Source organism: Amycolatopsis sp. NPDC001319 (assembly GCF_042896185.1).
In the GTDB taxonomy this organism is placed as follows: Bacteria; Actinomycetota; Actinomycetes; order Mycobacteriales; family Pseudonocardiaceae; genus Amycolatopsis.
Genome location: NZ_JBIAWY010000001.1, coordinates 596,249 through 621,446 on the forward strand (window position 1 = coordinate 596,249; position 25,198 = coordinate 621,446).

General features: G+C 70.4%; 20 protein-coding genes and 1 pseudogene. 14 read left to right on the forward strand and 7 right to left on the reverse strand.

All coding sequences use genetic code 11. The annotated features are described in order from the left end of the window. Positions 1 to 201: 201 nt before the first annotated feature. Positions 202 to 1,110 (reverse strand): amidohydrolase family protein, encoded by a 909-nt coding sequence (locus ACFY1H_RS02845; protein ID WP_386944147.1) that lies wholly within the window; start codon positions 1,108 to 1,110, stop codon positions 202 to 204. Between the two features lie 159 nt (positions 1,111 to 1,269). Next, positions 1,270 to 1,809 (reverse strand): YbhB/YbcL family Raf kinase inhibitor-like protein, encoded by a 540-nt coding sequence (locus ACFY1H_RS02850; protein WP_366580184.1) that lies wholly within the window; start codon positions 1,807 to 1,809, stop codon positions 1,270 to 1,272. Positions 1,810 to 1,980: 171 nt separating this feature from the next. On the opposite strand from ACFY1H_RS02850, the gene ACFY1H_RS02855 reads away from it, so the two are divergent. The 6 genes from ACFY1H_RS02855 to ACFY1H_RS02880 all read left to right on the forward strand — a co-directional run bounded on the left by ACFY1H_RS02855 (position 1,981) and on the right by ACFY1H_RS02880 (position 7,532). Next, entirely contained in the window at positions 1,981 to 2,751 is a 771-nt protein-coding gene (locus tag ACFY1H_RS02855; protein WP_386944149.1) for a DUF4097 family beta strand repeat-containing protein, read from the forward strand. Positions 2,752 to 2,772: 21 nt separating this feature from the next. After that, positions 2,773 to 3,015, forward strand: coding sequence for a hypothetical protein (locus ACFY1H_RS02860; protein WP_386944151.1), 243 nt, complete (start codon positions 2,773 to 2,775; stop codon positions 3,013 to 3,015). A 313-nt stretch (positions 3,016 to 3,328) separates the two neighbouring features. Then, the gene (gene dnaK / locus ACFY1H_RS02865; RefSeq protein ID WP_386944153.1) at positions 3,329 to 5,188 is read left to right on the forward strand and encodes a molecular chaperone DnaK; all 1,860 of its coding nucleotides are present in this window, start codon (positions 3,329 to 3,331) and stop codon (positions 5,186 to 5,188) included. After that, entirely contained in the window at positions 5,185 to 5,880 is a 696-nt protein-coding gene (grpE, locus tag ACFY1H_RS02870) for a nucleotide exchange factor GrpE (RefSeq protein WP_366580192.1), read from the forward strand. The genes dnaK and grpE overlap by 4 nt, the downstream gene beginning before the upstream one ends. A gap of 33 nt (positions 5,881 to 5,913) precedes the next feature. Then, on the forward strand, positions 5,914 to 7,092 hold the full coding sequence (dnaJ, locus tag ACFY1H_RS02875; RefSeq protein ID WP_386944155.1) for a molecular chaperone DnaJ: 1,179 nt from the start codon (positions 5,914 to 5,916) through the stop codon (positions 7,090 to 7,092). Positions 7,093 to 7,097: 5 nt separating this feature from the next. Further along, positions 7,098 to 7,532, forward strand: coding sequence for a heat shock protein transcriptional repressor HspR (locus ACFY1H_RS02880; RefSeq protein ID WP_366580196.1), 435 nt, complete (start codon positions 7,098 to 7,100; stop codon positions 7,530 to 7,532). A 494-nt stretch (positions 7,533 to 8,026) separates the two neighbouring features. On the opposite strand, the gene ACFY1H_RS02885 is transcribed toward ACFY1H_RS02880, so the two are convergent. The 3 genes from ACFY1H_RS02885 to ACFY1H_RS02895 form a co-directional block, all read right to left on the reverse strand. Then, positions 8,027 to 8,743 carry a dienelactone hydrolase family protein gene (locus ACFY1H_RS02885; RefSeq protein WP_386944158.1) on the reverse strand — a complete coding sequence of 239 codons (717 nt, stop codon included), beginning with the start codon at positions 8,741 to 8,743 and terminating at the stop codon, positions 8,027 to 8,029. 11 nt (positions 8,744 to 8,754) lie between these two features. Continuing rightward, positions 8,755 to 9,927, reverse strand: coding sequence for a globin domain-containing protein (locus ACFY1H_RS02890; RefSeq protein ID WP_366580200.1), 1,173 nt, complete (start codon positions 9,925 to 9,927; stop codon positions 8,755 to 8,757). 252 nt (positions 9,928 to 10,179) lie between these two features. Next, positions 10,180 to 11,355, reverse strand: a complete 1,176-nt coding sequence (locus ACFY1H_RS02895) for a globin domain-containing protein (protein WP_366580202.1) — start codon at positions 11,353 to 11,355, stop codon at positions 10,180 to 10,182. Between the two features lie 376 nt (positions 11,356 to 11,731). Here ACFY1H_RS02895 and ACFY1H_RS02900 point away from each other — a divergent pair, with 376 nt between their 5' ends. After that, positions 11,732 to 12,217, forward strand: a complete 486-nt coding sequence (locus ACFY1H_RS02900) for a MarR family winged helix-turn-helix transcriptional regulator (RefSeq protein WP_366580204.1) — start codon at positions 11,732 to 11,734, stop codon at positions 12,215 to 12,217. Between the two features lie 37 nt (positions 12,218 to 12,254). Then, positions 12,255 to 14,339 carry an MFS transporter gene (locus ACFY1H_RS02905; RefSeq protein ID WP_386944839.1) on the forward strand — a complete coding sequence of 695 codons (2,085 nt, stop codon included), beginning with the start codon at positions 12,255 to 12,257 and terminating at the stop codon, positions 14,337 to 14,339. A gap of 67 nt (positions 14,340 to 14,406) precedes the next feature. Here the strand turns inward: ACFY1H_RS02905 and ACFY1H_RS02910 are convergent, their stop codons facing one another. Then, a complete protein-coding gene (locus ACFY1H_RS02910; RefSeq protein WP_386944161.1) occupies positions 14,407 to 14,724 on the reverse strand; it encodes a hypothetical protein in 318 nt (105 codons plus the stop codon). Positions 14,725 to 14,880: 156 nt separating this feature from the next. On the opposite strand from ACFY1H_RS02910, the gene ACFY1H_RS02915 reads away from it, so the two are divergent. The 3 genes and pseudogenes from ACFY1H_RS02915 to ACFY1H_RS02925 all read left to right on the forward strand — a co-directional run. Then, positions 14,881 to 16,068, forward strand: a complete 1,188-nt coding sequence (locus ACFY1H_RS02915; RefSeq protein WP_386944162.1) for an MFS transporter — start codon at positions 14,881 to 14,883, stop codon at positions 16,066 to 16,068. Positions 16,069 to 16,162: 94 nt separating this feature from the next. Next, on the forward strand, positions 16,163 to 18,757 hold the full coding sequence (gene clpB, locus ACFY1H_RS02920; RefSeq protein ID WP_386944164.1) for an ATP-dependent chaperone ClpB: 2,595 nt from the start codon (positions 16,163 to 16,165) through the stop codon (positions 18,755 to 18,757). 240 nt (positions 18,758 to 18,997) lie between these two features. Beyond that, positions 18,998 to 19,658: pseudogene (locus ACFY1H_RS02925) on the forward strand (hypothetical protein); the annotation flags it as partial. A gap of 511 nt (positions 19,659 to 20,169) precedes the next feature. Here the strand turns inward: ACFY1H_RS02925 and ACFY1H_RS02930 are convergent. Continuing rightward, positions 20,170 to 21,045 carry a hypothetical protein gene (locus tag ACFY1H_RS02930; RefSeq protein ID WP_386944166.1) on the reverse strand — a complete coding sequence of 292 codons (876 nt, stop codon included), beginning with the start codon at positions 21,043 to 21,045 and terminating at the stop codon, positions 20,170 to 20,172. A 55-nt stretch (positions 21,046 to 21,100) separates the two neighbouring features. Here ACFY1H_RS02930 and ACFY1H_RS02935 point away from each other — a divergent pair, with 55 nt between their 5' ends. From ACFY1H_RS02935 to ACFY1H_RS02945, 3 genes are all read left to right on the forward strand, one after another. Further along, a complete protein-coding gene (locus tag ACFY1H_RS02935) occupies positions 21,101 to 21,868 on the forward strand; it encodes an SDR family NAD(P)-dependent oxidoreductase (RefSeq protein WP_386944168.1) in 768 nt (255 codons plus the stop codon). Between the two features lie 76 nt (positions 21,869 to 21,944). Then, positions 21,945 to 22,688, forward strand: a complete 744-nt coding sequence (locus ACFY1H_RS02940; protein ID WP_366580217.1) for an ABC transporter ATP-binding protein — start codon at positions 21,945 to 21,947, stop codon at positions 22,686 to 22,688. Then, positions 22,688 to 25,186: an FtsX-like permease family protein gene (locus tag ACFY1H_RS02945; RefSeq protein ID WP_386944171.1), complete on the forward strand. Its 2,499-nt coding sequence runs from the start codon at positions 22,688 to 22,690 to the stop codon at positions 25,184 to 25,186. The genes ACFY1H_RS02940 and ACFY1H_RS02945 overlap by 1 nt, the downstream gene beginning before the upstream one ends. Positions 25,187 to 25,198: the final 12 nt, after the last annotated feature.

The following is a 25,198-nucleotide window of genomic DNA, read 5'->3' on the forward strand; positions in this document are numbered from 1 at the left end:
CATGCGCCCTCCACCATACGTGCTCCGAACGGCTCAAGCGGAGCCCCCGGTCGGCAACGATTCCGACGCCGTCTCGGCGCTCACGCTGATCGTCACCCGGCTTCACCCGGTGAGATCAGTGCAGGTCGTCAGCCCACGGGCCGTGGTGACTCCGGCGTACCGGGATTTCGGCCCATTGGACCGAACGGGTGAGTCCCGGCGTCACACCGGTACTTTCGAGTTCGAACCGATCTCGTCGCGTTCGGCCGCCGCTTCGGTGGTCCCGCACCCGTCCGGCACCTCGAGGTCGTACAGGCGCGCCGCGTTGAGGCCGAGGATCTTCTTCTTCACGTCCGTGGTGAGCTCGCCGTACTCGTCCTGGAAGTCCTCCGGCATCTCGAAGTCCACAAAGGACTCGATCAGCCACTTCGGGTGCTGGCGTCCGTAGTCGCTGGCGAAGATGATCCGGTTCTCGTCCATCCAGTAGAGCAGTTCGCCGACGATCTCGGCGAACTGGCGCGGCCGGGTGAGGATGGCGGGCAACGCGAGCGCGAGGCCGGCGTACACGTTCGGCTCCTGCGTGGCGATCCAGCAGAAGTCCTGCAGCCGTGCCAAGCCCACGTGCTCGACGATGAAGCGCAAGTCCGGGAACGCCGCGGCGACCTCGTCGAGACCGGCGGCGTCGAAGGCCGCGGACGCGTCGGCGCCGTCCGGGCCGCCCAAGCCGCTCGTGCCGTCGCGGTCGAACGGACGGATCGAGGGGACGGCGTGGAGGTGGACGTTGCGGATGCCGAACTCCTGGCACTTCTCCAGGAAGCGGTAGGAGCACGGGTCCGACAGCTGCCGGCCCGCCTGTTCGGTGGTGACGAGCTTGACGCCCTTGATGTTGCCGACCACCGGCTCGAGCCCGGCGACGGTGAACCGGCCGGGGTACCGCTCGGTCAGCGCGCTCCCGGGTGCCGCGCCGTCGGGGTCGGCGGGCTGGAAGATCGCGTGGTCCACGTACCCGGTCTCGAACAGGTCGTGGCTGATCGTTTCCTCGCACTGGCGGCGAAATCCGTCTTCGGTCGGCTTCCAGAAGTGCACGTGACCGTCGACGATGAAGTAGCGCTCGCCGTCCTTTTCGTACATCGGTGCCGGCTCCCTTGCGGTACGAGGTACGTGCTGATGTGCAGCTTCCGATCGTCTTCCCCGGCGAGGGAGCGGGTCAACGGCAGTGATTCCACCTGTCGGAAAAACACCGCAGGGCCACCGCGAGCGACCCCGCGGTGGCCCTGGTACCGGTGAAACTCAGCCCTTGTTCTCGTAGACCGCCATGATCGTGGCGCGAGCCAGGGTGTGGCCGAACAGGTTGAAGCCGAGGAACGCGGGCGTGGCGTCGCCGTCGATCTCCAGGGAGTCGACGTCGAGCGCGTGCACCACGAAGTAGTAGCGGTGCGGGCCGTGCCCGGGCGGCGGGGCGGCGCCGAGGAACTGCTTCACGCCGCCGTCACCCTTCAGAGTGACAGCGCCCTCCGGCAGGCCCGAGCCGTTGGCGTCGCCGGCGTTGGCGGCCAGCTCGGTGACCGACGCGGGGACGTTGAACACGGCCCAGTGCCAGAAACCGCTCGCGGTCGGGGCGTCGGGGTCGTACATCGTGACCGCGAAGCTGCGCGTCTCCTCGGGGAAGCCCTCCCACGACAGCTGCGGCGACCGGTCTTCGCCACCGGCGCCGAAGATGCCGGACAGGTGCGGCGTCGCGAGCGTCTCGCCCTCGGCGATGTCCGTGCTGCGCAGCGTGAACGACGGCACGGACGGCAGGAAATCGTAGGGATTGGGCGATTGGGGCATCAATCCTCCTGAACACGTTGATCTTGGAAGTCCAGTCGACACCAGGCTATGACCCTGACCCGGACCCCGGCACCTCAGGGATGTTTCGGGGGGTTTACCGGATGTCGCGGCACCCGTGCCCCTCCTACCGTTTGCGGAAGACGGATGAGCAGTACTGAGGGGACGGACACCATGGCACGCCCGCTTCTGGCACTGGGTGGCGTAGTTCTGATCGGCGTGGGAGTGGCCATAGCGCTCGGCTGGGGGCTGGGCAGCACGGTGGAGCGCAGCGCGACGGTCTCGCAGCAGATCCGCGGCGTGAAGCTCGCCGCGAACTCCGGCGACATCCGGATCCGCACCGGCTCCGGCGCGATCTCCGTGCACCAGAAGCTGCACTACAACTTCCGCGGCGAGCCGGGCGACGCCTTCCGGGTGGAGGGCGACCAGCTCGTGCTCGGCGACTGCGGCCGCAACTGCACCGCCGACTTCGACGTCGTCGTGCCGGCCGGGGTGCCGGTGACGGGCCAGTCCGATTCGGGCGAGGTGGACGTCACGGGCGTCGCGAGCGTCGACGTCACCGCCGACTCCGGCAGCGCGCACGTGACGAACGTCGCGGGCCTGGTGAACCTGCGCCTCGACAGCGGTTCGATCGACCTGCAGAACGTCGGGCCGGTGCAGCTGCACAGCGACTCCGGCCACGTGAAGGCCGACGGGGTGCGCGGGCCGGTCGACGTCTCCGCCGACTCCGGCAGCGTCGAGCTGGCCCTGGCCACGCCCAACGACGTGAAGGTGCACGCCGACTCCGGCAGCGTCGACGTGCGGGTGCCGGACGGGTCGTACAGGGTGATCGGTGACACCGACAGCGGGCACCGGAGCGTGGACATCCCCACGTCCAACGGCGCGGATCAGAAGACGCTCGACCTCAACACCTCCAGCGGCAGCGTCACCGTCAAGGCCGCCTGACACCTTCGGGGGAACAGCCACATGCGCAAGATCGAGAACCGGGTCCTGGCGGCCGTCCTGACCGGGGCGGTGGGGGCGTTCGTCGTGACGGCGAGCCTGGGCCTGGCGGCCAAGCCCGACGCCACGACGCCGGTCCCCACGCCCGTCGCCGTGGTCCAGGTGACGGTGCCACCTGGAGACGTGCGGCTCGCGGAGCCGGTACTGGTGCGGGACGAGGGGTCCCACCGCGCTCTCCGGCCGCTCGCCGCGGCTCGTCCGGTCTGACGCCGGGCGTCCTCGGCTGCCACCGACACCGCCGGTCGTGCGCTTCGGCGCCGGCCGGCAGCGGTTTGTCCGGGGACAAATACCTGGTGAGCGGCCTCACACCCCCTCGCGGCACGATCTGCCGGTGAGCCCGGGAACAAGAGCCACTACCCCTTCGTTAGCCTGATACGAAGGTTGAGTGCAGCTGACTCAAGTCTGGCTTGACGAAGCGCGCGAAGGCCCGATAGAACTTGCCAGGGGTCCGCTCAAGGCGGACCCGAAACATGCAGGTCACGAACATAGCAGTCGAGCTGCGAACACAGGAGGAAGCACCATGGCGCGAGCGGTCGGCATCGACCTCGGCACGACCAACTCGGTCGTAGCCGTCCTTGAGGGCGGCGAGCCGACGGTCATCGCCAACTCGGAAGGCTCCCGGACCACCCCGTCCATCGTCGCGTTCGCCAAGAACGGTGAAGTGCTCACCGGTCAGTCGGCGAAGAACCAGGCCGTCACGAACGTCGACCGCACCATCCGGTCCGTCAAGCGGCACATCGGTACCGACTGGAACACCGAGATCGACGGCAAGAACTACACGCCGCAGGAGATCAGCGCGCGCGTGCTGATGAAGCTGAAGCGCGACGCCGAGTCGTACCTGGGCGAGGAGATCACCGACGCGGTGATCACCGTCCCGGCGTACTTCGAGGACGCACAGCGGCAGGCCACCAAGGAGGCCGGGCAGATCGCCGGCCTGAACGTGCTCCGCATCGTCAACGAGCCGACCGCCGCCGCGCTGGCGTACGGCCTGGACAAGGGCGAGAAGGAACAGACCATCCTGGTCTTCGACCTCGGTGGCGGTACGTTCGACGTGTCGCTGCTGGAGATCGGCGAGGGTGTCGTCGAGGTGCGGGCGACTTCCGGTGACAACCACCTCGGTGGTGACGACTGGGACGAGCGCATCGTCAAGTGGCTGGTCGACAAGTTCAAGGCCTCCAACGGCATCGACCTGACCAAGGACAAGATGGCCCTGCAGCGCATCCGCGAGGCGGCCGAGAAGGCGAAGATCGAGCTGTCCAGCTCCAACTCCGCCGGCATCAACCTGCCCTACATCACGGTCGACGCCGACAAGAACCCGCTGTTCCTGGACGAGACGCTGTCGCGCGCCGAGTTCCAGAAGATCACCGCGGACCTGCTCGAGCGCACCCGCAACCCGTTCAACAACGTGATCCGCGACGCCGGCATCGCCGTCGGCGACATCGACCACGTCGTGCTCGTGGGTGGTTCCACCCGCATGCCGGCCGTGTCGGACCTGGTCAAGGAGCTGACCGGCGGGCGCGAGCCGAACAAGGGCGTGAACCCGGACGAGGTCGTGGCCGTGGGTGCCGCGCTGCAGGCCGGTGTCCTGAAGGGTGAGGTCAAGGACGTCCTGCTGCTGGACGTGACCCCGCTTTCGCTGGGCATCGAGACCAAGGGTGGCGTGTTCACCAAGCTCATCGAGCGCAACACCACGATCCCGACCAAGCGTTCGGAGATCTTCTCCACGGCGGACGACAACCAGCCGTCGGTGCAGATCCAGGTGTTCCAGGGTGAGCGCGAGATCGCGGCGCACAACAAGAAGCTCGGCATGTTCGAGCTGACCGGTCTCCCGCCGGCCCCGCGTGGCGTGCCGCAGATCGAGGTCACCTTCGACATCGACGCCAACGGCATCGTGCACGTGACCGCGAAGGACCTGGGCACGAACAAGGAGCAGTCGATGACGATCACCGGTGGCTCCGCGCTGCCGAAGGACGACATCGACCGCATGGTCAAGGACGCCGAGGCCCACGCCGAGGAAGACAAGAAGCGCCGCGAGGAAGCGGAGACCCGCAACCAGGCGGAGACTCTCGTCTACCAGACCGAGAAGTTCGTCAAGGACAACGAGGACAAGCTCCCCGAGGACCTCAAGGGCAAGGTCAAGACCGCCATCGACGAGGCCAACGAGGCGCTGAAGGGCACCGACTCGGCCAAGATCCGCGAGTCCATCGAGAAGCTGAACACGGCTTCGCAGGAGCTGGGCACCGCGCTCTACGCCAACCAGGGTGCCGCCGGCGCCGACGGTGGCGCTCCGGGTGCCGACGCCGGTTCCGCCGGTGGGGCGCAGGACAAGGCCGATGACGTGGTCGACGCCGAGATCGTGGAAGAGGACGAGAAGAAGTGACCCCACGACACTCCGAAGCCGAGGGCCGGGGCCCCGAGGAACCGGTGGTCGTGCGTGACCGGCGGCGGGTCGACCCGCAGACCGGTGAGGTCCGTCCTCCTGCCCCGGAAGAAGTCCAGGTCGACGAGGCGCCCGCGCAGCACGCGGGCCCCTCGCTCGGCGACTCGGTGGACGACGCGGTCACGGTCGCGTCCGACGTCGAGAAGCAGCTGGCCGAGCGCACGGCCGACCTGCAGCGCCTGCAGGCGGAGTACGCCAACTACCGCAAGCGCGTGGACCGCGACCGCGAGGCCGTGGTGCTGGGCGCGAAGGCGTCGGTGGTCGGTGACCTGCTGCCCCTGCTCGACGACCTCGAGCGGGCCGAGCAGCACGGTGACCTCACCGGTGCGTTCAAGGCGGTCGGCGACAAGCTGGTGAGCGGCTTGCAGCGAGCCGGTCTCGAGTCGTTCGGCGCGGAGGGCGAGCCCTTCGACCCGAGCGTGCACGAGGCCGTGCAGCACAACACCTCGCCGGACGTGGCGGGTCCGACGGTCACCGTGGTCATGCGCCGCGGTTACCGCTTCGGCGACCGGGTCCTGCGGGCGGCGCTGGTCGGGGTCACCGACCACGAGCCGGCCGCGGCACCGGTCGACCCGCCCGTCGGCGGCGAGCTGCCGCTGGACGGGTCGATCGATGAGCCGAACCAGCAGTAACAACCGTTTCGTAGCGAAAGGAGGAGGCACCCGATGAGTGCTCGGGAGTGGATGGGCAAGGACTTCTACAAAGAGCTGGGTGTCTCCTCCGACGCCACTGCGGACGAGATCAAGAAGGCCTACCGCAAGCTGGCCAAGGAGAACCACCCGGACGCCAACGCGGGCAACACCGCGGCCGAGAACAAGTTCAAGGCCGTGTCCGAGGCCTACGGCGTGCTGTCCGACGCCGCGAAGCGCAAGGAGTACGACGAGGCCCAGCGCCTCTTCGGCTCCGGCGGCTTCGGCGGCGGGTTCCCGGGCGGCGCCGGTGGCGCGGGCGGCTTCGACATGGGCGACATCTTCGGCCAGGCCGGCGCTGCCCAGCAGGGCGGCTTCGGTGGGCTCGGCGACATCCTGGGCGGCATCTTCGGCCGTCAGGGCCGGGCCGGCGGGGCCGCGTCGGCCAACCGGCCGCAGCGTGGCGCCGACGTCGAGACCGACGTGCGGATCGACTTCACCGAGGCGGTCAAGGGCGCGACCCTGCCGCTGCGCCTGTCGAGCCCCGCGACGTGTTCGACGTGTGGTGGCAACGGTGCGAAGCCGGGCACGTCGCCGCGCCAGTGTCCGACGTGTGGCGGTTCGGGTCTCGTCAGCCGCAGCCAGGGTGCGTTCGCGTTCTCCGAGCCGTGCCGCGACTGCCGCGGCCGCGGCCAGATCATCGACGACCCGTGCCCCGAGTGCGGCGGCGAGGGCATCAGCACCCGCACCCGCACGCTGACCGTGCGCATCCCGCCGGGCGTCGACGACGACCAGCGGATCCGCCTGGCGGGCCAGGGCGAACCCGGCCGCGGTGGCGCGCAGGCCGGTGACCTGTACGTCCGCGTGCACGTGGCACCGCACAAGCTGTTCGGGCGCAAGGACCTCGACCTGACGCTGACCGTGCCGGTCGACTTCACCGAGCTCGCGCTGGGCACCACGATCACGGTGCCGACGCTCGAGGGCAAGGTGTCGCTGAAGGTGCCCGCGGGTACCGCGAGTGGCCGAGTGTTGCGCGTGCGCGGAAAGGGAATTCAGAAGCGGGACGGTTCGCAGGGTGACTTGCTCGTGACCCTGCAGGCGGCGGTCCCCGCCAAACTGGACGACAAGGCGCGCGAGGCCCTCGAGGCCTACGCGGAGGCGATGAAGGGCCACGACCCGCGGCCTGAGGTGACCGAGATGCTCGAAGGCAGGTGAGGGTGATGTTCGGCGGTATCCCGGGACTCCCGCACGGCGCGGACGAGGACACCCCCGTGTTCGTGATCTCCGTGGCAGCCCAGCTCTCGGGCCTCCACGCGCAAACCCTGCGCTCCTACGACCGCCAGGGCCTGGTCTCCCCGGGCCGGACCTCCGGCGGCGGCCGGAGGTACTCGATGCGCGACATCGCCCTGCTGCGCGAGGTTCAGCGCCTCTCGCAGGAGGACGGCGTCAACCTGGCGGGCGTGAAGCGGATCATCGAGCTGGAAAACCAGGTCGACGCCCTGCGCGCCCGGGTCCACGAGCTGACCGAGGAGCTGGCGTCCGCCTACGCCGCCGCCGAACAAGCCGCCGCGGCGGTGCACGCTTCGTACCGCAAGGACCTGGTGCCGACCCGGCAGCAGACGTCCTTGGTGGTGTGGAAGCCCAAGCGCCGCTGAGGTTTTCGTGGGACAGCCCCTTTGCCACCGGGTCGGTGGTGGAGGGGCTGTTTCGCGTTTGAGGTGCGGTGGTCCTTGCGCGCGGGTGCGTGTGCCGGTAGTGACCGGTCCGCTCGCGCGCGGTCCCCGAGTGGTCCCCTTGCGCCCCGGTTAGTTCCGCGACCGGTCACTTCGCGCCACGGCACCTACGTGACTGGACCTTTCGCACCGCACGGCTCGGCACGAGCGGTCCGATCGGGCTCTGGCGGCGGTGCAGGCGGTCCCGCCGCGTCCTGTCTGCGGCGCGAGTGGTCCCATCGCTACGGGTTGCGGATGCGAGGGGACCGGTGGCGTCGCCAAACGTGCGCGAGTGGTCCCTTCGTGCCGTGCGCATGCGAGCTGGCCCTGCTGAAGAGCCCGACTGGACCGTTGGCGCTGCGCGTGTCTGCGTGAGGGGACCTTTCGTGCAGCAGCGCAGCAGTGCAGCAGAGAACCGGCGAACCACCCAGACCGCGTCAGCCTTCCGAACCGTTCGACGGCTTCTTCAGGTACTCCCCGAAGAACGTCATCACCCGCTGCCACGCGTCGCGGTCCGAAGGTTCGTGGTAGCCGAACCCCACCACCTTCGCCAACGCCTGCACCGGCGCCGGGCCCATTTTGTTCGCGAAGCTGTGCCCCGCGTCGGGGTATTCCTTCACGTCGTGGGGCACGTTGCGTTCCGTCAGGGCGGCCGAGAGCTTCGCCGCGGCGCCGCGCAGGGAGGGGTCGCGGCGGCCGAAGCTGGCGACGACGGGGCAGGCTTCGTCCAGGACGGACAAGTCGCGGGGCAGCTGGCCGTAGTACGGGGCCGAGACGTCGAACGAGCGCGAAGCCGCCACGAGCGCGAAGCCGCCGCCCATGCAGTAGCCGGCGATGCCGATCTTGCCGCTGCAGTCCTCACGCGCGGACAGCAGGACCCGCGAAGCCTCGATGTCGTCGAAGGCGCGGCCGCTGCGCGCGAACATGTCCTTGAACACCTGCCGCACGCAGCGGAACAGGCCGCCGCGCGAGTAGAGGTCGGGGCTGAGCGCCAGGTACCCCGCGGAGGCGAACCGGTCGGTGATCTCACGCGCGTCCTTGGACAGGCCGATGGCGTCGTGGATGATCACGACGGCCGGGAAGGGGCCTGGACCAGCGGGGACTGCGAGGTAGCCGTCGATGTCGCCCGCCGGCGTGGGGATCGTGATCTCCATGGACCAGCACACTAGTCCAAAGTGAACGGGTCATACCGGATTCGTTCGAGGTCCACTCCCGCGGCCAGCAGTTTCGCGATCGTGCCGCGGATCATGTCCGGCGAGCCCGCCACCAGCACCTCGTGGTCCTTCCAGGCGCCACGCTGCGTCACCGCGGTGGCCAGGGTGCCCCGGTCGCCGCCGGGGACCGCGCCTTCCTCCGTGACCGGGGTGACGGTGAGCCACGGCGACGTGACGGCCAGCCGGCGCAGCTCGTCGAGCGCGTACAGGTCACCCGGCTTGCGGCCGCCGAAGAACAGGTGCACGGGCGGGTTGCGCTTCCAGCGGGACAGGTCGTCCAGGATCGCCATCAGCGGAGCGACGCCGGTGCCGCCCGCGATCATCAGCAGCGGCCGTTGGTCGGCGGTCGGCACCACGGACAGCGCGCCCAGCGAAGGACCCAGCCGCCAGACGTCGCCGGCGTGGGTGTGGTTCACGATCGCCCGCGAGACCCAGCCGCCGGTGACCGCGCGCACGTGGAAGGTGAGCAGGCCGTCGTCGCGCGGCGCCGTCGCCATGGACAGGTACCGCCACAGCCGCGGCCGCTGCGGCACCTCGACGCTCACGTAGCCGCCGGAGCGGTACGGCAGCAGCTGCTCCGTGCGCACCCGCACCAACGCGACGTCGGCCGAGAGCTTCCGGTGCTCCAGCACCGTCCCGCTCCACCACGCCGGCCCCGTCTCCTCGCCCGCGGCTTTGCGCATCGTCTCGGAGATCAACTGGTACGCCGACGTCCACGCCGTTTCCACCTCGGGCGTCCACGCTTTGCCGAGAAATCGTTTCATCGCGCTGATCAACGCGGTTCCGACGGCGTCGTAGTGGCGCGTCACCACGTCGAACTTCCGGTGGTCGCGGCCCAGTTGGCCGAGGAACGTGGTGAGTTCGTCGGGCCGGTCCACCATCTGCACCACGTACACGAGTGCCCGCAACAATCTGCTCCGTTGTGTGGCCATCGTCACCGGGAACAGATCGCGGGCATCCGGCGCGATCACGAACAGCGCTCCGTAGAAGTACTGCGCCAGCTCCTCGGCTTTCGGCTCGACCAGGGCGAAACTCTCGCGGATCACCCGCGCGGTCTCGGAACCGGGCAGCGGTCTGCGGACCACGGCGGGAGCAAGGTCGATCTTCACGGATTCAGCACTCATCGGGAACGGTTTTCTCCAGTCATGCCAAGCAGTTTCAGTCTTCACGCGGCTTTGCGTACGCGTGCCGCCCCCGAGGAATCCCGACTGTAGGCGCCACTGGAGAAAAACGGGTGTAGTTAACGCCGTTCCCGCTCGAACGGAGCAATTATCGACACGGCTGGTAAACCTGATCTGGCGCTCTGTGAAAATGATCTTCCGCGGTTTCCCTTGGCAGGGAACACTTTTCGTGGGCCGATAACCGCCCAGGGCGGATCAATCGATGGTGAACGGGTCGTACTGGATCTGGCCCAGCACACTTCCGGCGACCAGCATGCGGGAAACTGTCGCGCGGATCATCGAGGGAGAACCCGACACGAGGATGTCGTGGTCGGGCCAGGCCCCATACCGCGTAACCGCTTCCGCCAAGGTCCCCTGCTCGCAACCGGGCAGGTGGTCGCCGCGTTCGACGACCGGGGTCACGGTCAGCCACGGGTTCGTGGACGACAGTGCGCGCAGCTCCTCGAGGTCGTAGAGGTCCTCTCGTGCGGGCCCGCCGTAGAACAGCCGCGTCTTGGGGTTCTCGCCCCACATCGCCAGGTGGTCGAGGATCGAGCGCAGCGGCGCGACACCGGTTCCGCCGGCGACCATCACGACGCCGCGGGACCGTTCGCGGTCCACGGCCATGCGCCCCAGTGGCGGACCGAGCCGCCAGACGTCGCCGGGCTGCGTGTGGCTCACGATCGCCCGCGAGACCCAGCCGCCGTCGACCGCGCGCACGTGGAACTCGATGCCCCCGTCCTCCCGCGGCGCGTTGGCCGGCGAGAGGTAGCGCCACAACCGCGGCCGCTGCGGCACCTCCACGCTCATGTACTGCCCCGGCAGGTACGGCACGGGCTGCTCGGGCAGGAGCCGCACCAGGGCCAAGTCCCACGTCAGCCGCCGGTGTTCCACCACCGTCGCGTGCCACGACGCCGGGTTCACGTCCGCGGCCGCCGCCTCCTGCATGGCGCGCGCGACGATCGTGAACGCCTCCGCCCAGGCGCGCTCGACCTCCGGGGTCCACTGCGGCCCCAGGTGGTTCTTCAGCGCGGCCAGCAGCGCCGTGCCCACGGCCTCGTAGTGCCGCGGGATCACGCCGAACTTGCGGTGGTCGCGCCCGAGCTGGCGCAGGAACGGCACGAGGTCGTCGGGCCGGTCCACCATCTGCACGATGTGCACCAGCGCGCGCACGAGCCGCCCGCGCTGCACCTCCATGTTGATGGGGAAGAAGTCGCGCGTGACCGGGGCGAGCGTGAACAGCATCCCGTAGAAGAACTGCGAGATCTCCGGGATGAAGGGCTCGGACATCGCCCAGGTGTCACGGATCAGCCGCACCATCGCGGCCACGGCGGCAGGCGTCTCGCGGGGCGCCGCCGAGCGGGGGATCGGGCTGATCGAATCGGCTGTCATCGAGTGTCGTTCGCAGGTCGGGGGCGGTTCGGGGACGCGGGCGGAGCGATCACGGGCGAGTGGCCGGGCCGTGGCAGCACTCCGGCTCGGGCCGGCCTCTGCGGTCGGCGCCGAGGGAATTCACCACTGTCCCACCTCGTTCCCCTCAATAGTCTTCAGGACGCTGTCGTCGCGTCCCCTGACTGCGGCTCGTCCGCAGAGTAGCCGCCCTGCGGCCCTTTGCCAGCAACGTTGCTCCGGTCGGGTTACCGGTCAGGTCGGCGAGCGTGGGGCAGGTCACCGGATAGATAGTTGCCCTACGCAACCATCAGGACATAAACTTGTATGGCACAACCAAGTGGGCGCTCGAACAGTGTCCGGCCCGGAAGGAAAGCCCATGAGCTCTGCCGACGACGTCAGGGTCGAACTGATGCGTGAGCTCAGGAACGCTTCGCAGCTGCAGCACCTGTGGATCATGCAGGCCTGGGAGGCCGAACCCGGCCTCCACCCCGCCGCCGGGATGCTGCTGTCGGACCTCGCGAAGCACGGTGAAGCCCGGCCCTCCGAGCTGGCCAAGCGCAAGCTCGTGGACCTCTCGGTGGTCAGCCGCCAGATCTCGCAGCTGCAGGCTGCCGGCCTGGTGGACCGTCGCCCCGCCCCGGAGGACGGGCGCGCGTCGCTGATCAGCATCTCCGAGAAGGGGCTGGCCGAGGTCGAGAAGTGGCGGGAACGCTACATCGCGTTCTTCGAGAAGGCCCTCGGTGGTTGGGACGAAGAGCGGATCGCCGACCTGACGACCCGGCTCGCAGAACTCAACAGCGGTCTCCGCACCGTGCTCGGGCCCCCCGAGTGCGCCGTGGACCAAGCGGAAGTCGGGAAGTGACCCAACGCAAGTGAGTACCGAAGTCGCCGGCGAGCAGATGAGCCACCGGCAGATCATGAAGGCCTTCTCGGGCCTGTTGCTCGCCCTGCTGGTGGCGATCCTGTCGTCGACGATCGTGTCCAACGCGCTGCCGACGATCCTCGCCGACCTGCACGGTTCGCAGAGCCAGTACACGTGGGTGGTCACCGCGACGTTGCTGACGTCGACCGCGACCACGCCGATCTGGGGCAAGCTCTCCGACCTGTTCAGCAAGAAGCTGCTGTACCAGCTCGCCATCGTCATCTTCACGATCGGCTCGGCGCTGGGCGGCATCTCGCAGTCGATGCCGGAGCTGATCGCGTTCCGCGCGCTGCAGGGGGTGGGCCTCGGTGGCCTGCAGGCGCTGATCCAGGTCGTGATCGCCGCGATGATCGCCCCGCGCGAACGCGGCCGCTACTCGGGCTACACGGGCGCGGTCTTCGCTGTCGCCACGGCCGCCGGGCCGCTGATCGGCGGCCTGATCGTGGACTCGCCGCTGGGCTGGCGCTGGTGCTTCTGGGTCTGCGTGCCCATCGCCGTGATCGCGTTCGTGGTCCTCGGCCGCACGCTGCACCTGCCGGTGCTCAAGCGCAAGGTGCGCATCGACTGGCTGGGCGCCACCCTGCTCGTCGGTGGCGTGGCCCTGGTGCTGATCTGGGTTTCGCTCGCCGGCGCCACCTTCGCGTGGGCCTCGTGGACGAGCGTGGCGTACGTCGGTGGCGCTGTGGTGGCGCTGGCGCTGGCGGTGCTCGTGGAATCGCGCGCCGCTGAGCCGGTGGTGCCACTGCGCCTGTTCCGCAACCGGACCTTCACGCTTTCGGTGCTCGGCTCGCTGGCGGTGGGCACCGCGCTGTTCGGTGGCTCGGTCTTCCTCGGGCAGTACTACCAGATCTCGCGCGGCTTCTCGCCCACGCACGCGGGCCTGATGACGCTGCCGCTCGTGCTCGGCCTGGCTGTCGCGTCGACGAGCGCCGGACAGGTCATCTCGCGCACGGGCCGTACGAAGCCGTTCATGATCACCGGCGGGATCTTGCTGCCGGCCGGGCTCTTCCTGCTCAGCACGGTGGATCACGCGACGAACCTGACGCTGATGGGCGTCTATCTCGGCCTGGTCGGCATCGGGCTCGGGTTCCTCCTGCAGAACCTGGTGCTGGTCGTGCAGAACACCGTGGCCATGAAGGACATGGGTTCGTCGTCCTCGGTGGTCACGTTCTTCCGCTCGCTCGGCGGCGCCGCCGGCGTTTCGGCGCTCGGCGCGGTGCTGTCCGCGAAGGTGGCCACGAACATCACGTCGTCGCTGACCCGCCTCGGCCTCCCGGCCGGCGACGCGGTGCACGGCGGTGGCGGCACGTTCGACATCGACGGCCTGCCCGCGGCGCTGCAGCCGATCGTCCGCGCGGCGTTCGGCGACGCGACCGGCACGGTGTTCCTGTTCGCCGGCTTCATCGCCGTGGTGACGCTGCTGGCGGTGGTTTTCATGAAGGAGGTCCCCTTGCGCCGGACTCTCGACGCCGACACCACTCCGGCCGTGGCGCCCGCGCCTGCGGCCGAGGTCGCGACGGCTCTGCGCGGCCGCGTCCTCGACGCCGACGGCCGCCCCGTCCCGGGTGTCGTGCTCACGCTCACGGACGCGTCGGGCCGCCAGGTCGACGTCGGCCGCAGCGCCCGCAACGGCGAGTTCGCCCTGGTGGCGGGCGCCACCGGCGAGCACGTGCTGCTCGCGACGGCGGGCTCGCTCCCGCCGGCCGTGTCCACGGTGCGCCTCACCGGCACACCGGCGTGGCACGACCTGCTGCTCGGCGGCACGGGCGGCGTGACCGGCCGCGTCCGCACGGCGGGGCGCCACGCCGCGGTCGCCGGCGCGGCCCTGACGCTCACCGACAGCGCCGGCAAGGTCGTCGCCTCGGGCCTGAGCGGCAGCGCCGGCGCGTACGACCTCGACGGCGTGCCCGCGGGCGCGCACACGCTCACGGTCACCGCATACGGCCACGCGCCGCACGCCGAGCCGCTCACGGTGAACCTCGGCACCCCGGCCCACCACGACGTGGTGCTGGAGGCCGAGCCGGACTTCGTGCGCCACAGCGGCACGCTCAATCTCGGCTGAACCTCGACCAGCGGAAACGCCTGAGCCCCGGCCCCCTGCGCCGGGGCTCAGGCAGTTCCGAGGCCGCTCACGTGGTCTGCGAGCAGCTCAGCGTCACGGTCGCGGTGAAGATCGGGGACGGGTCCGGCTGCGTCTGCTGCAAGTTCTGGCCGGACACCGAGCAGTCGTTGTAGCCGTTGTACTGGTTCAAGGCCGCCTGGTTGCGCGCGTCGAGCGTCGCGCTCTGGACGGCGGCCGGCGCGTAGGTCGCGGTGGCCGTGCCGGTGAAGGTGTTCCACCGGAAGCCGGCTGGGTCGGCTGGATTGGCGGAGGCCGCGGGCGCCACGACGGCAAGAGCAGCGGCCGCGACGAACGTTCCGGCGATCGTCTTGCGAAGAGTTCCCATGCCCGCCAACGTAGATCCGCCGGCCCGGGACCCCTCCCGGTCAACCGGACGGACGTGGCCGGGCCGGCCCGCTCTACCGCCAGTGGCATTCGGCGGCTCGTGAAGTCTCCTTCCGGCCCTGACCTCGGGTCCTGTCCCGGCGGTAGCGTCCAGGTCGTGACGCGGAGCCGGGTCGCGTTGTTGTGCGCGCTGGGGATCGACAACTTCGGCTCCGGCCTGTTCCTGCCGCTGGCGCTGGTCTACGTGACGCGCGTGGTCGGCGTCCCGCTCGCGTTGGCGGGCACGGCCGTGACGCTCGGGACGCTGGCGGGACTGGTCGTGCCGCCGCTCGCGGGCCGGCTCGTGGACCGCACGGGGCCGCGCGCGGTGATCGTCGGCGCGCAGCTGCTGCAGGCGGCGGGCGCGGCGGCGTACCTGATGGCGGACGGCGTCGCCGCGGTCGTGGTGGCGGCGGTCCTGCTGGCGGCCGGACAGCAGCTGTTCTACAGCTCGCTGTACGCGCTGATCGCCGACGTCGCCGGCGACGTGCCGAAGGACCGGCCGTTCGCGGAGGTCGGCATGGTGCGGGCGGGCGGTTTCGGGCTCGGCGGGCTGACGTCGTCGGGGATCCTGCTGTGGATCGGCGACGACGGGTACAGCGTGGCGCTGGCGCTGGATGTCGCAACGTTCGTGGTGGCGGCCGTGCTCATCGCGGGGGTGGTGCGGCCGCAGCGGCGAAGCACGGCGTACCCGAAGGCACGCAGCGGTGTGCTGCGCGACCGGCCGTACCTGGCGTTGATCCTGTTCAGCGGAATGTTCGGGCTGTCGCTGGACTTCTTCCTCATCGGCACGCCGGTGTTCGTGCTCGACCTGCTCCACGGCCCGCGCTGGCTGCCGGGCGCGATCCTGTTCCTGCTCACGGTGGTCACCAGCGTCGGCGGCACGCTCGCGTTGCGGCTCACGCGCCGGCTCAACCGGGTCGCGGCGATGCGCGGCGGCTCGGCGCTCTTCGCGGCTTGGTGCGTGGTCAGCCTGGGCGTGCTGGTCGTGCCGCGCAGCTGGCAGGTGGTGTACCTGCTGGCCGCGACGCTCGTCTACGCCGCGGGCGACCTGGTCTTCGGGCCGCGCTCGGGCGCGCTCGCCGAGGCCGCCGCCCCGCCGGAAGCGAAGGGCCGGTACCTGGCCGCGTTCCAGTACGCGTTCACCGTCGCGCAGGTGCTGGCGCCGGCGGTGGTGGCGTTGTTCTCCGTGTCGGCGTGGTTACCCTGGGTGCTGGTCGGCGGCTGCGCTTGCCTCGCCGTGGCGGGCCTGGGCAGGCTGGGACCGAGGCTTCCGGCGGACGCGGTGACGCCGGTTCAGAGTTGAGCGGAACAGACTCAAGTTTGCTGACGTTGTACAAGTCGATGGTCCTTGGTCAGGGCTGTCACCTGGACTTTTCACAGAGCGCATGAGGTGAGGGATGGACGCTTTCAACCCGACCACGAAGACCCAGCAGGCGATCTCGTCGGCGGCACAGGCGGCCACGATGGCCGGCAACCCGCACGTTTCGGCCGCCCACCTGCTGGGCGCCCTGCTGGCGCAGGGTGAGGGACTGACCGCACCACTGCTGACCGCGGTCGGGGCCGACCCGGAGGTGGTGCACAAGGAGCTCGACCCGATCATCCACGCGTTGCCGTCCGCGACGGGCGCCACCGTGTCGACTCCGCAGTTCGACACGAACGCCGTGAAGTCGCTGACGCACGCGCAGAAGCTCGCCACCGAGCTCGGTGACGAGTACGTGTCGACCGAGCACCTGCTCGTCGGCCTCGCCACCGAGGGTGGCCAGGTCGCGGAGCTGCTGAAGCGCCACGGCGCGACACCCGAGGCGTTGCAGGAGGCGTTCGCGAAGGTGCGGGGTTCGGCGCGCATCACGAGCGCGGACCCGGAGAGCACGTTCAAGGCGCTGGAGAAGTACGGCGTCGACCTGACCGAGCGCGCCCGCGCCGGTGAGCTCGACCCGGTCATCGGGCGCGACACGGAGATCCGCCGCGTCGTGCAGGTGCTTTCGCGGCGCACCAAGAACAACCCGGTGCTGATCGGTGAGCCGGGCGTCGGCAAGACAGCGATCGTCGAGGGCCTGGCCCAGCGCATCGTCGCCGGTGACGTGCCCGAATCGCTGCGGGGCAAGCGCGTGGTGGCCCTGGACCTCGGGTCCATGGTGGCCGGTGCGAAGTACCGCGGTGAGTTCGAGGAGCGGCTGAAGGCCGTGCTCAAGGAGATCACGGACTCGGCCGGCGAGGTCATCACCTTCATCGACGAGCTGCACACGATCGTCGGCGCCGGTGCCACCGGCGAGGGCGCGATGGACGCGGGCAACATGATCAAGCCGATGCTCGCGCGCGGTGAGCTGCGGATGGTCGGCGCGACCACGCTCGACGAGTACCGCCAGCACATCGAGAAGGACGCGGCTCTGGAGCGGCGCTTCCAGCAGGTGCTGGTGGGCGAGCCGTCGCCGGAGGACACGATCGCGATCCTGCGTGGGCTCAAGGAGCGCTACGAGGTGCACCACGGTGTCCGGATCACGGACGCCGCGTTGGTGGCCGCCGCGACCCTGTCCGATCGCTACATCACCGCCCGGTTCCTGCCGGACAAGGCGATCGACCTCGTCGACGAGGCCGCTTCCAAGCTGCGCATGGAGATCGACTCGCGCCCCGTCGAGATCGACGAGGTGGAGCGCGCGGTGCGGCGCATGGAGATCGAGGAGATGGCACTGTCCAAGGAGGACGATGCCGCTTCGTTGGAGAGGTTGTCCGCGTTGCGGGCCGAGCTGGCCGAGAAGCGGGAGACGCTGACCGCGTTGACCGCTCGCTGGCAGAACGAGAAGGGTTCGATCGAGCGCGTCCGCGAGCTCAAGGAGCAGCTGGAGCAGCTGCGCGGCGAGTCGGAGCGCGCCGAGCGCGATGGTGACCTGGGCAAGGCCGCCGAGCTGCGCTACGGCCGGATCCCGGCGCTGGAGAAGGAGTTCGAGGCGGCCACGGCCGCGTCGGAGGTCAGCCAGCAGAACGTGATGCTGAAGGAAGAGGTCGGCGCGGACGACGTCGCCGACGTGGTCAGCGCGTGGACCGGCATTCCCGCCGGCCGGCTGCTCGAGGGCGAGACGGGCAAGCTGCTCCGCATGGAGGAGGAGCTCGGCCGCCGCGTGATCGGGCAGGAGCAGGCCGTGCAGGTGGTGTCGGACGCGGTCCGGCGCGCCCGCGCCGGTGTTGCCGACCCCGACCGTCCGACGGGTTCGTTCCTGTTCCTCGGGCCGACGGGTGTCGGCAAGACGGAGCTGGCGAAGGGCCTGGCCGAGTTCCTGTTCGACGACGAGCGCGCGATGCAGCGCATCGACATGAGCGAGTACTCCGAGAAGCACTCGGTGGCGCGGCTCGTGGGTGCCCCTCCGGGCTACGTCGGCTACGACCAGGGCGGCCAGCTCACCGAGGCCGTGCGGCGCCGCCCGTACACGGTGGTTCTGCTCGACGAGGTCGAAAAGGCGCACCCGGACGTGTTCGACGTGCTCCTGCAGGTCCTCGACGACGGCCGGCTGACCGACGGCCAGGGCCGGACGGTGGACTTCCGCAACACCATCCTCATCCTGACGTCGAACCTCGGCTCCCAGGCCATCGCCGACCCGTCGCTGGACGAGAACCAGCGTCGCGACGCGGTGCTGGAGACCGTGCAGCGGCAGTTCAAGCCGGAGTTCCTGAACCGGCTGGACGACATCGTGGTGTTCCACGCCCTCGGCACCGAGCAGCTGACGTCCATTGTGGACATTCAGGTCGCGCGGCTCGCGGCCCGGCTGGCCCAGCGGCGGCTGCACCTGGAGGTCACCGACGGGGCTCGCGAGTGGCTGGCCCTGAACGGCTTCGACCCGATCTACGGCGCCCGGCCGCTGCGCCGGCTGGTGCAGTCGGCGATCGGCGACCAGCTCGCGAAGAAGCTGCTGTCGGGTGACATCCGCGACGGCGACACCGTGCGGGTGGACATCCCGCAACTGGAGGCCGGAGACACGCTGACGGTCGAGCGGGTCTGACGGTTGCCGGGTTTGAACGGCCCTTCCACTTCGGTGGGAGGGCCGTTCTGCTGTGTTCGGGGCTTCGCCCGGGTGGCCCGCTGGTGCCACGAGACGGGTCGGCGGTGGGGCGCCGTGCTGCTGAAAAACAGGCAGACAAGGCGATTTGTCGACCTCGTTTCGACAGCTGCCTCGAAAGGGGCGCGCCGACACGGTGCGGGCGTTCGGATGTAGAGCCCGAGCAGCGATACCCTCACCGTCGTGGGTATCTCGGCGTGGATCTGGTTCGTCATCGCCGCCGTCGCGCTGGTGGCGGGGCTCGGCCTGCTCGCGGCCGACCGGGCCAAGGAAGGCTCGCGCAATCGCGAGCGCATGCGCTGGGCCCAGTTGCGCGGCTGGCAGTTCGTGGAGGAGGACGAGCGGCTGCCCCGGCAGTGGTCGGGCGGCGCGATCGGCTACTTCGGCGCCGACGCGGCGGTGAACGTCGTCGCGGGCTCCACCTTCACCTCCGACGGCCGCCGTCCGGTGTTCATCTTCGACATCGAGTCCGAAGGCCAGATCCCGGCGACGGTCGTGGCTGTGCGCTGCAACAAGACGCACCGCGTGCCGGTGGAGATGTGGCTGTCGAGCGTGCCGTTCCAGCGCGAGAACATGCCCGAGATGCTCGGACCGATCGGCCAGCGCTACGCCTTCGCCGACGACTCCGAAGGCGCCCGCGCCGTCATCACCCAGGAGCTGGTGGACGCGGCCGACCAGCTCGGCGGCGACGTCGGCGTCGCCTGGCTCGAGAACGAGTGGGTGCTGGCGAGCGTCGTGCCCAACGCCGGGCCTTCGCGCCTCGAGCGCCTGCTGCGCGACCTCGGCGAGATCGCCGACATCGTCGACCCCTTCGACGAGGACTACGACACCGGCCGCACCTGGACCCCCGCCGCCGGCACCCCCGCACCCGCCGCCGCTTCGGAACCCCGCTCGGCCACCCGCGCCCCGTCCCCGGCGGACACCCGCGCCACCACCCCGGTCGACACCCGCGCGACGACCCCCGTCGAAACCCACCCGGCCGACGCCCCGACCCCGCCCGAGCCCCGCACCCCGTCGAGTGGCCCGAGCACCTACGGCTCCGTCCCGGCCGCCCCACCGGCCAAACCCGACCCGGACGTCGACGACGACTGACCCCGAACGCGAAACGGCCGCCCCGAAAGAGGCGGCCGTTTTATGTCCGGGTCAACACCTTCATGTCGGTTCCGCCGCACGTCAACGGTGCATCGCATCCGCCCCGTTCATGGCCTCGCCGGCGAAGCCAGACCCTGAACGCGACGAAGCCTGACCCGTGCGCGAGTACGGCCGCCCGCAAGGCGGCCGCCCGACGGCGAGGCTTCATTGCACGAGAAACGGCCGTCCCGAAAGAGGCGGCCGTTTTCATCTCCGGAAGCAGCTCACCCCAACGGCGGCGTCGAAAACACCACATCCGGCACCACCGGAGCCCCGAACGCCGTCGCCCCCACCGACTGCGCGTGGCCGACCCGCGGCGAAACCGAAGTCCCCGTCGAAACCCGCGCCGAAGTGGCGTCCGCTGCCTTCAGTTCGCCGCGGAAGTCGTTGCCCGACAAGGACTGCGTGGTCAGCAGGAAGCCCGAAACCGGCCCGGCGTCGGCTGTCGCGATGTGGCGCTGGCCGACGTCCGAGACGTCCAGGGAGCCGACGAACTGGCCCGTGGCGTGGTGCGCCGAGTTGGCCACCACCGAGCCCGGCCCGCCGAAGTCCACGGCGTAGCCGGACGTGCGGTGCACCCCCACGCCGCCGCCGAGGTCGCCGGCGAAGCTGCCGGCGCCGGAGGAGTCCGTGGGGACGTCGACGCCGTAGGGCAGCCAGACGCCCTCTGCCGTGGAAGAAGCGGGCGAAGTGGACGTGACCCGCGACGAGTTGCCCGCCATCAGCCGGACCGGCGAGCCCGTTCGCACTTCGTGGCGCTGTGACTGCGAAAAACCGTTGGTCGTTTTCACCGCTGTGAGTGAATCCGAAAGGCCGTACCCGGTGGTGTCGGACACCGCCTGCGTCAGGGAAGAAGCAGTCGACACCGGAAGCCCGTGGGTCGCCACGGAGGTGTCGCGGGCGACCCCCACCGATGCGGCCGAGGAGTGCACGGAGTGGTCGAGCGTGCCGTGCTGCTGCAGGTCCAGCGGCAGGCCGTCGAGGGGAAGAGTGGGATCGGCCAGCGCGGACGCAGGGCCGGCGAGCAGCAGTGCGAGGGGTGCCGCACCGGAGGCCACCTTCGGGAGGTAACCGGGCTTTCGCTGGGTGTGCTTGCCCATGGGCCGGACCATACTTCGCCACTGGGACAAACGCGACTGCAGGTAGGTTCGCCCCATGACCGCCACCGCCGTGATCACCGGAGCCACCGCGGGCATCGGAGCGCAGTTCGCGCGCACGCTCGCCGCCGAGAAACACGACCTCGTGCTCGTCGCCCGCGACCGAGCGCGCCTCGAGGCGTTCGCCAAGCAATTGGCAGATCGCCATCAAGTGAACACCGAGGTGCTCCCCGCCGATCTGTCCGAAGTGGACGGCCGCGCGAAGGTCGAGGAACGGCTCACCGCGGAACCAGTCGACCTGCTGATCAACAACGCCGGATTCGGCCTCTCCGGCGACTTCTGGAAGATCTCCCCCGACGCGTTGCAGCGCCAGCTCGACGTGAACGTCACCGCCGTCCTGCGCCTCACCCGCGCCGCGCTGCCCGGCATGGTCGAGCGCGGCCACGGCGACATCATCAACGTCTCCAGCGTCGCCGGATTCTTCTCCGGCCGCGGCTCCACGTACACGGCCAGCAAGAACTGGGTCACGTCGTTCACCGAAGGCATCGCAACGTCGCTGCCGCCCGGCGTCCGCATGATGGCGCTCTGCCCCGGCTTCACCACCACGGAGTTCCACGAGCGCGCCGGCCTGGAGAAGGAAGGCCCGCAGGCGTTCTGGCTCGGCGTCGAGCAGGTCGTGAACGAAGCGCTCGCGGATCTGCGCCGCGGCAAGGTCATCTCCGTGCCGAGCCTGCAGTACAAAGCGCTGGTCGCCGTCACCGGGCTGCTGCCGCGCGGGGTGCTGCGCCGCCTGTCGGCCGGGTTCGGCAACCGAAGCCGCACGTGAGGTAGGGCTGCCCCCACCCCGGCCCGGCGAGCTGGCACCAGGGTGCGAACCGCCGTCGCTGCCTAGCGTTTTCCCCATGACGGATGAGGCGGTGCGGCTGCAGGCCGTGCGGAAGGACTACGGGCGGGTCACCGCGCTGGCGGGCGTCGACCTGGTGTTCCCGCGCGGCGGGTTCACCGCCGTGATGGGGCCTTCGGGCTCGGGCAAGAGCACGTTCCTGCACTGCGCCGCGGGCCTCGACCGCCCGACGGCCGGCTCGGTGCACCTCGACGGGCAGGACCTCGCGAAGCTGTCGGAGACGCAGCTGACGAAGCTGCGCCGCGACCGGATCGGCTTCGTGTTCCAGGCGTTCAACCTCCTGCCCGCGCTGACGGTCGAGCAGAACGTGGTGCTCCCGCTCCGCCTGGCCGGCCGCCGCGTCGACCGCAAGCTGGTGACGCGGATGCTCACGCATGTCGGCCTCGCCGACCGGCGCCGGCACCACCCGGGTGAGCTGTCCGGCGGGCAGCAGCAGCGCGTGGCCATCGCGCGGGCGCTCGTGGCGCGCCCGGCCGTGCTCTTCGCCGACGAGCCCACGGGCGCCCTCGACACGCGCACCGCGGCCGAAGTCCTTGCCCTGCTGAGGGATTCGGTGCGCGGCGGGCTCACCGTCGTGATGGTGACCCACGACCCGGTTGCCGCCGCGCACGCCGACCGCGTGGTTTTCCTCGCCGACGGCCGGGTTGCCGGCGAGCTCGCGCACCCGACTCCCGAAGCCGTGGCCGCGCGGATGACGCACCTCGGCGCGTGGGCCGGCGCCGTCGCGGTCGGTGGTGCCTGATGTTCCGGCTCGCGCTGCGCACGCTCCGGTTGCGCAAAGGCGGTTTCCTCGCGACGTTCGTGGCCGCGTTCCTCGGCGCGGTGATCGTGTCGGCGTGCGGTGGCCTGATGGAGACGGGCATCCGCGCCGACGCGCCGCCGCAGCGGCTGGCGGCCGCGCCGATCGTCGTGGCGGGGCAGCAGGAGATCCGGCTCCCCAAACGGGATCCGGGCGAGGGCAAGCTCAAGACCGAAGGGGTCGCGCTGCCGGAGACCGTGCGCCTGGATCCGGCGCTGGCCGCCAAGATCGGCGCGACGCCCGGAGTGTCCACTGTGGTCAGTGACGTGACCGTTCCCGTGGCGCTGCCGCAAGGTCCGGCGACCGGCCACGCCTGGGATTCCGCCGTCCTCACGCCGTACACGCTCACTTCCGGCCACGCTCCTGGCGACGGTGAGGTCGTGGTCGCCGACGTGACCGCGAAGCCCGGCGACACCATCCAGCTCGCCGCCCGCGGCACCACCGGCACCTACCGCGTCACCGGCATCGCCACCGCGTCGACGACCGCGCCCACGATCTTCTTCACCGCCACCGAAGCCGCGCGGCTGGCCGGAAACCAGATCGACGACTTCGGTGTGTTCACGAGCGAAGACCCCGCCACCGTCGCCGCGCGCCTGAATCTTGGCGACGGAATCGTCGCGTTGACCGGCGACGACCGCGGCCACGCCGAGTTCCCGCAGGCCGACGCCAGCGGCACCAACCTCGTGGTCCTCTCGGCTGTGTCCGGTGGCCTGTCCGTGCTCGTCGCGTTGTTCGTCGTGGCCAGCACCTTGGGCCTCGCGACGCAGCAGCGCCGCCGGGAATTGGCTCTGCTGCGCGCCATCGGCACCACTCCGCGGCAGCTGCGCCGGATGGTGCTCGGCGAGGCTGTCGCGATCGGCGTGCTCGCCATCGCCGCGGCCGCCGCGCTCGGCCCGTTGCTCGGCCGCCGGCTGTTCGGCCGTCTGACGAACGCCGGCGTCGTGCCCGACGTCGTGCAGTTCCACCAGGGCTGGCTGCCGATGGTCGTCGCCGCCGGCGCGACGTTGCTCGCCGTGGTGCTCGCGGCCGTGGTCGCGGCCCGGCGCGTGAGCCGGATCCGGCCGACGGAAGCGCTGGCCGAAGCCGCGGTCGAACGCCGGTGGCTCACGCCGTTGCGGCTGATCGTCGCCGTGCTCTGCTTCGGCGGCGGCACGGCGCTCGGAATCGTGACGCTCGCGGTGATGACCGGTCCCATCGCGGCGAGCACGGCGGGACCCGCGGTGATGCTGTGGGCGATCGGCGTCGCGGCGATCAGCCCTGGCGTCACGAAGCTCATGGCGCTGCTGCTTCGCGCTCCAGTCCGCCTGTTTGGCGGCGTCACCGGCTGGCTGGCGCTGGCCAACACGCGGGCCGCGGCGACGAAGGTGTCGGGCGCGGTCACGCCGATCATGCTGGCCGTGGGCATCGCGACCGCCAACATCTACCTGCAGACGACCACCCAAGCGGTGTCGCAGCAGGCTTTCACCGAAGACCTGCGTGCCGACGCCGTGGTGGCCGCCCCGGCCGGCGTCAGCCCCGAGCTGCTCCGGCGCGTGCAGGACGCACCGGGCGTCGTCGCCGCGTCGGAGTACGTGACCAGCACGGTCTTCGTCACCGCGCCCTACGACGACAGCCAGGACGACGACGGCCACCCGGCCCTCGGCCTCACCGCCGGCAGCGCCGCGCAGACGACGTCGGCGAAGGTAACCGCGGGCAGCCTCGACGCGCTCACCGGCGACGCCGTCGCGTTGCCCGCGAGCGTGGCCACAGGGCTGCACCGCGGAGTCGGCGACGTCGTCACGCTCCGGCTCGGGGACGGGTACGAGGTGGCCGTTCGCGTCGTCGCGCTCGTCGACCAGCGCGCCGGGTTCGAGACGCTGCTGTTCCCCGCCGGCCTGCTCGCCGCCCACACCACCGCGGGTCTTGCGCCGCAGGTGCTGGTGCGCGCCGCGCCCGGCGTCGACCAGGCGCGGCTCACGGCGAACCTCACCACGGCCACCGTCGGCCAACCCGTGTCCGTCGGTGACCGCGAGTCGCTGCTCGCCGCGCACGCAACCGGTGACGCGGTGGGCGCGTGGGTCAACTACCTGATGATCGGGATGATCATCGGCTACACCGTGATCTCGGTCGTGAACACGCTCGTGATGGCCACCGCGCGCCGTCGCCGCGAGTTCGGCCTCCAGCGTCTCGGCGGCTTCACGCGGACGCAGGTGCTGCGCATGGCCGGCGTCGAAGGCGGCCTGATCGCGACGATCGGCGTGGTGCTCGGCACGGTCGTCTCCGCGGGCGCGATCGTGCCGTTCTGCCTGGTGGCCACGGGTTCGCCGCTGCCGACCGGGCCGATCGGGGTCTACCTCACCGTGGTCGCGACCGCCGCCGTGCTCGCGCTGGTGGCGTCGCTGGTGCCCGCCTGGGTGGCCACGCGGACGCGGTCCGTGACGGCCGTCGCGCTCGGCGAGTGACGAGCGGGCCTG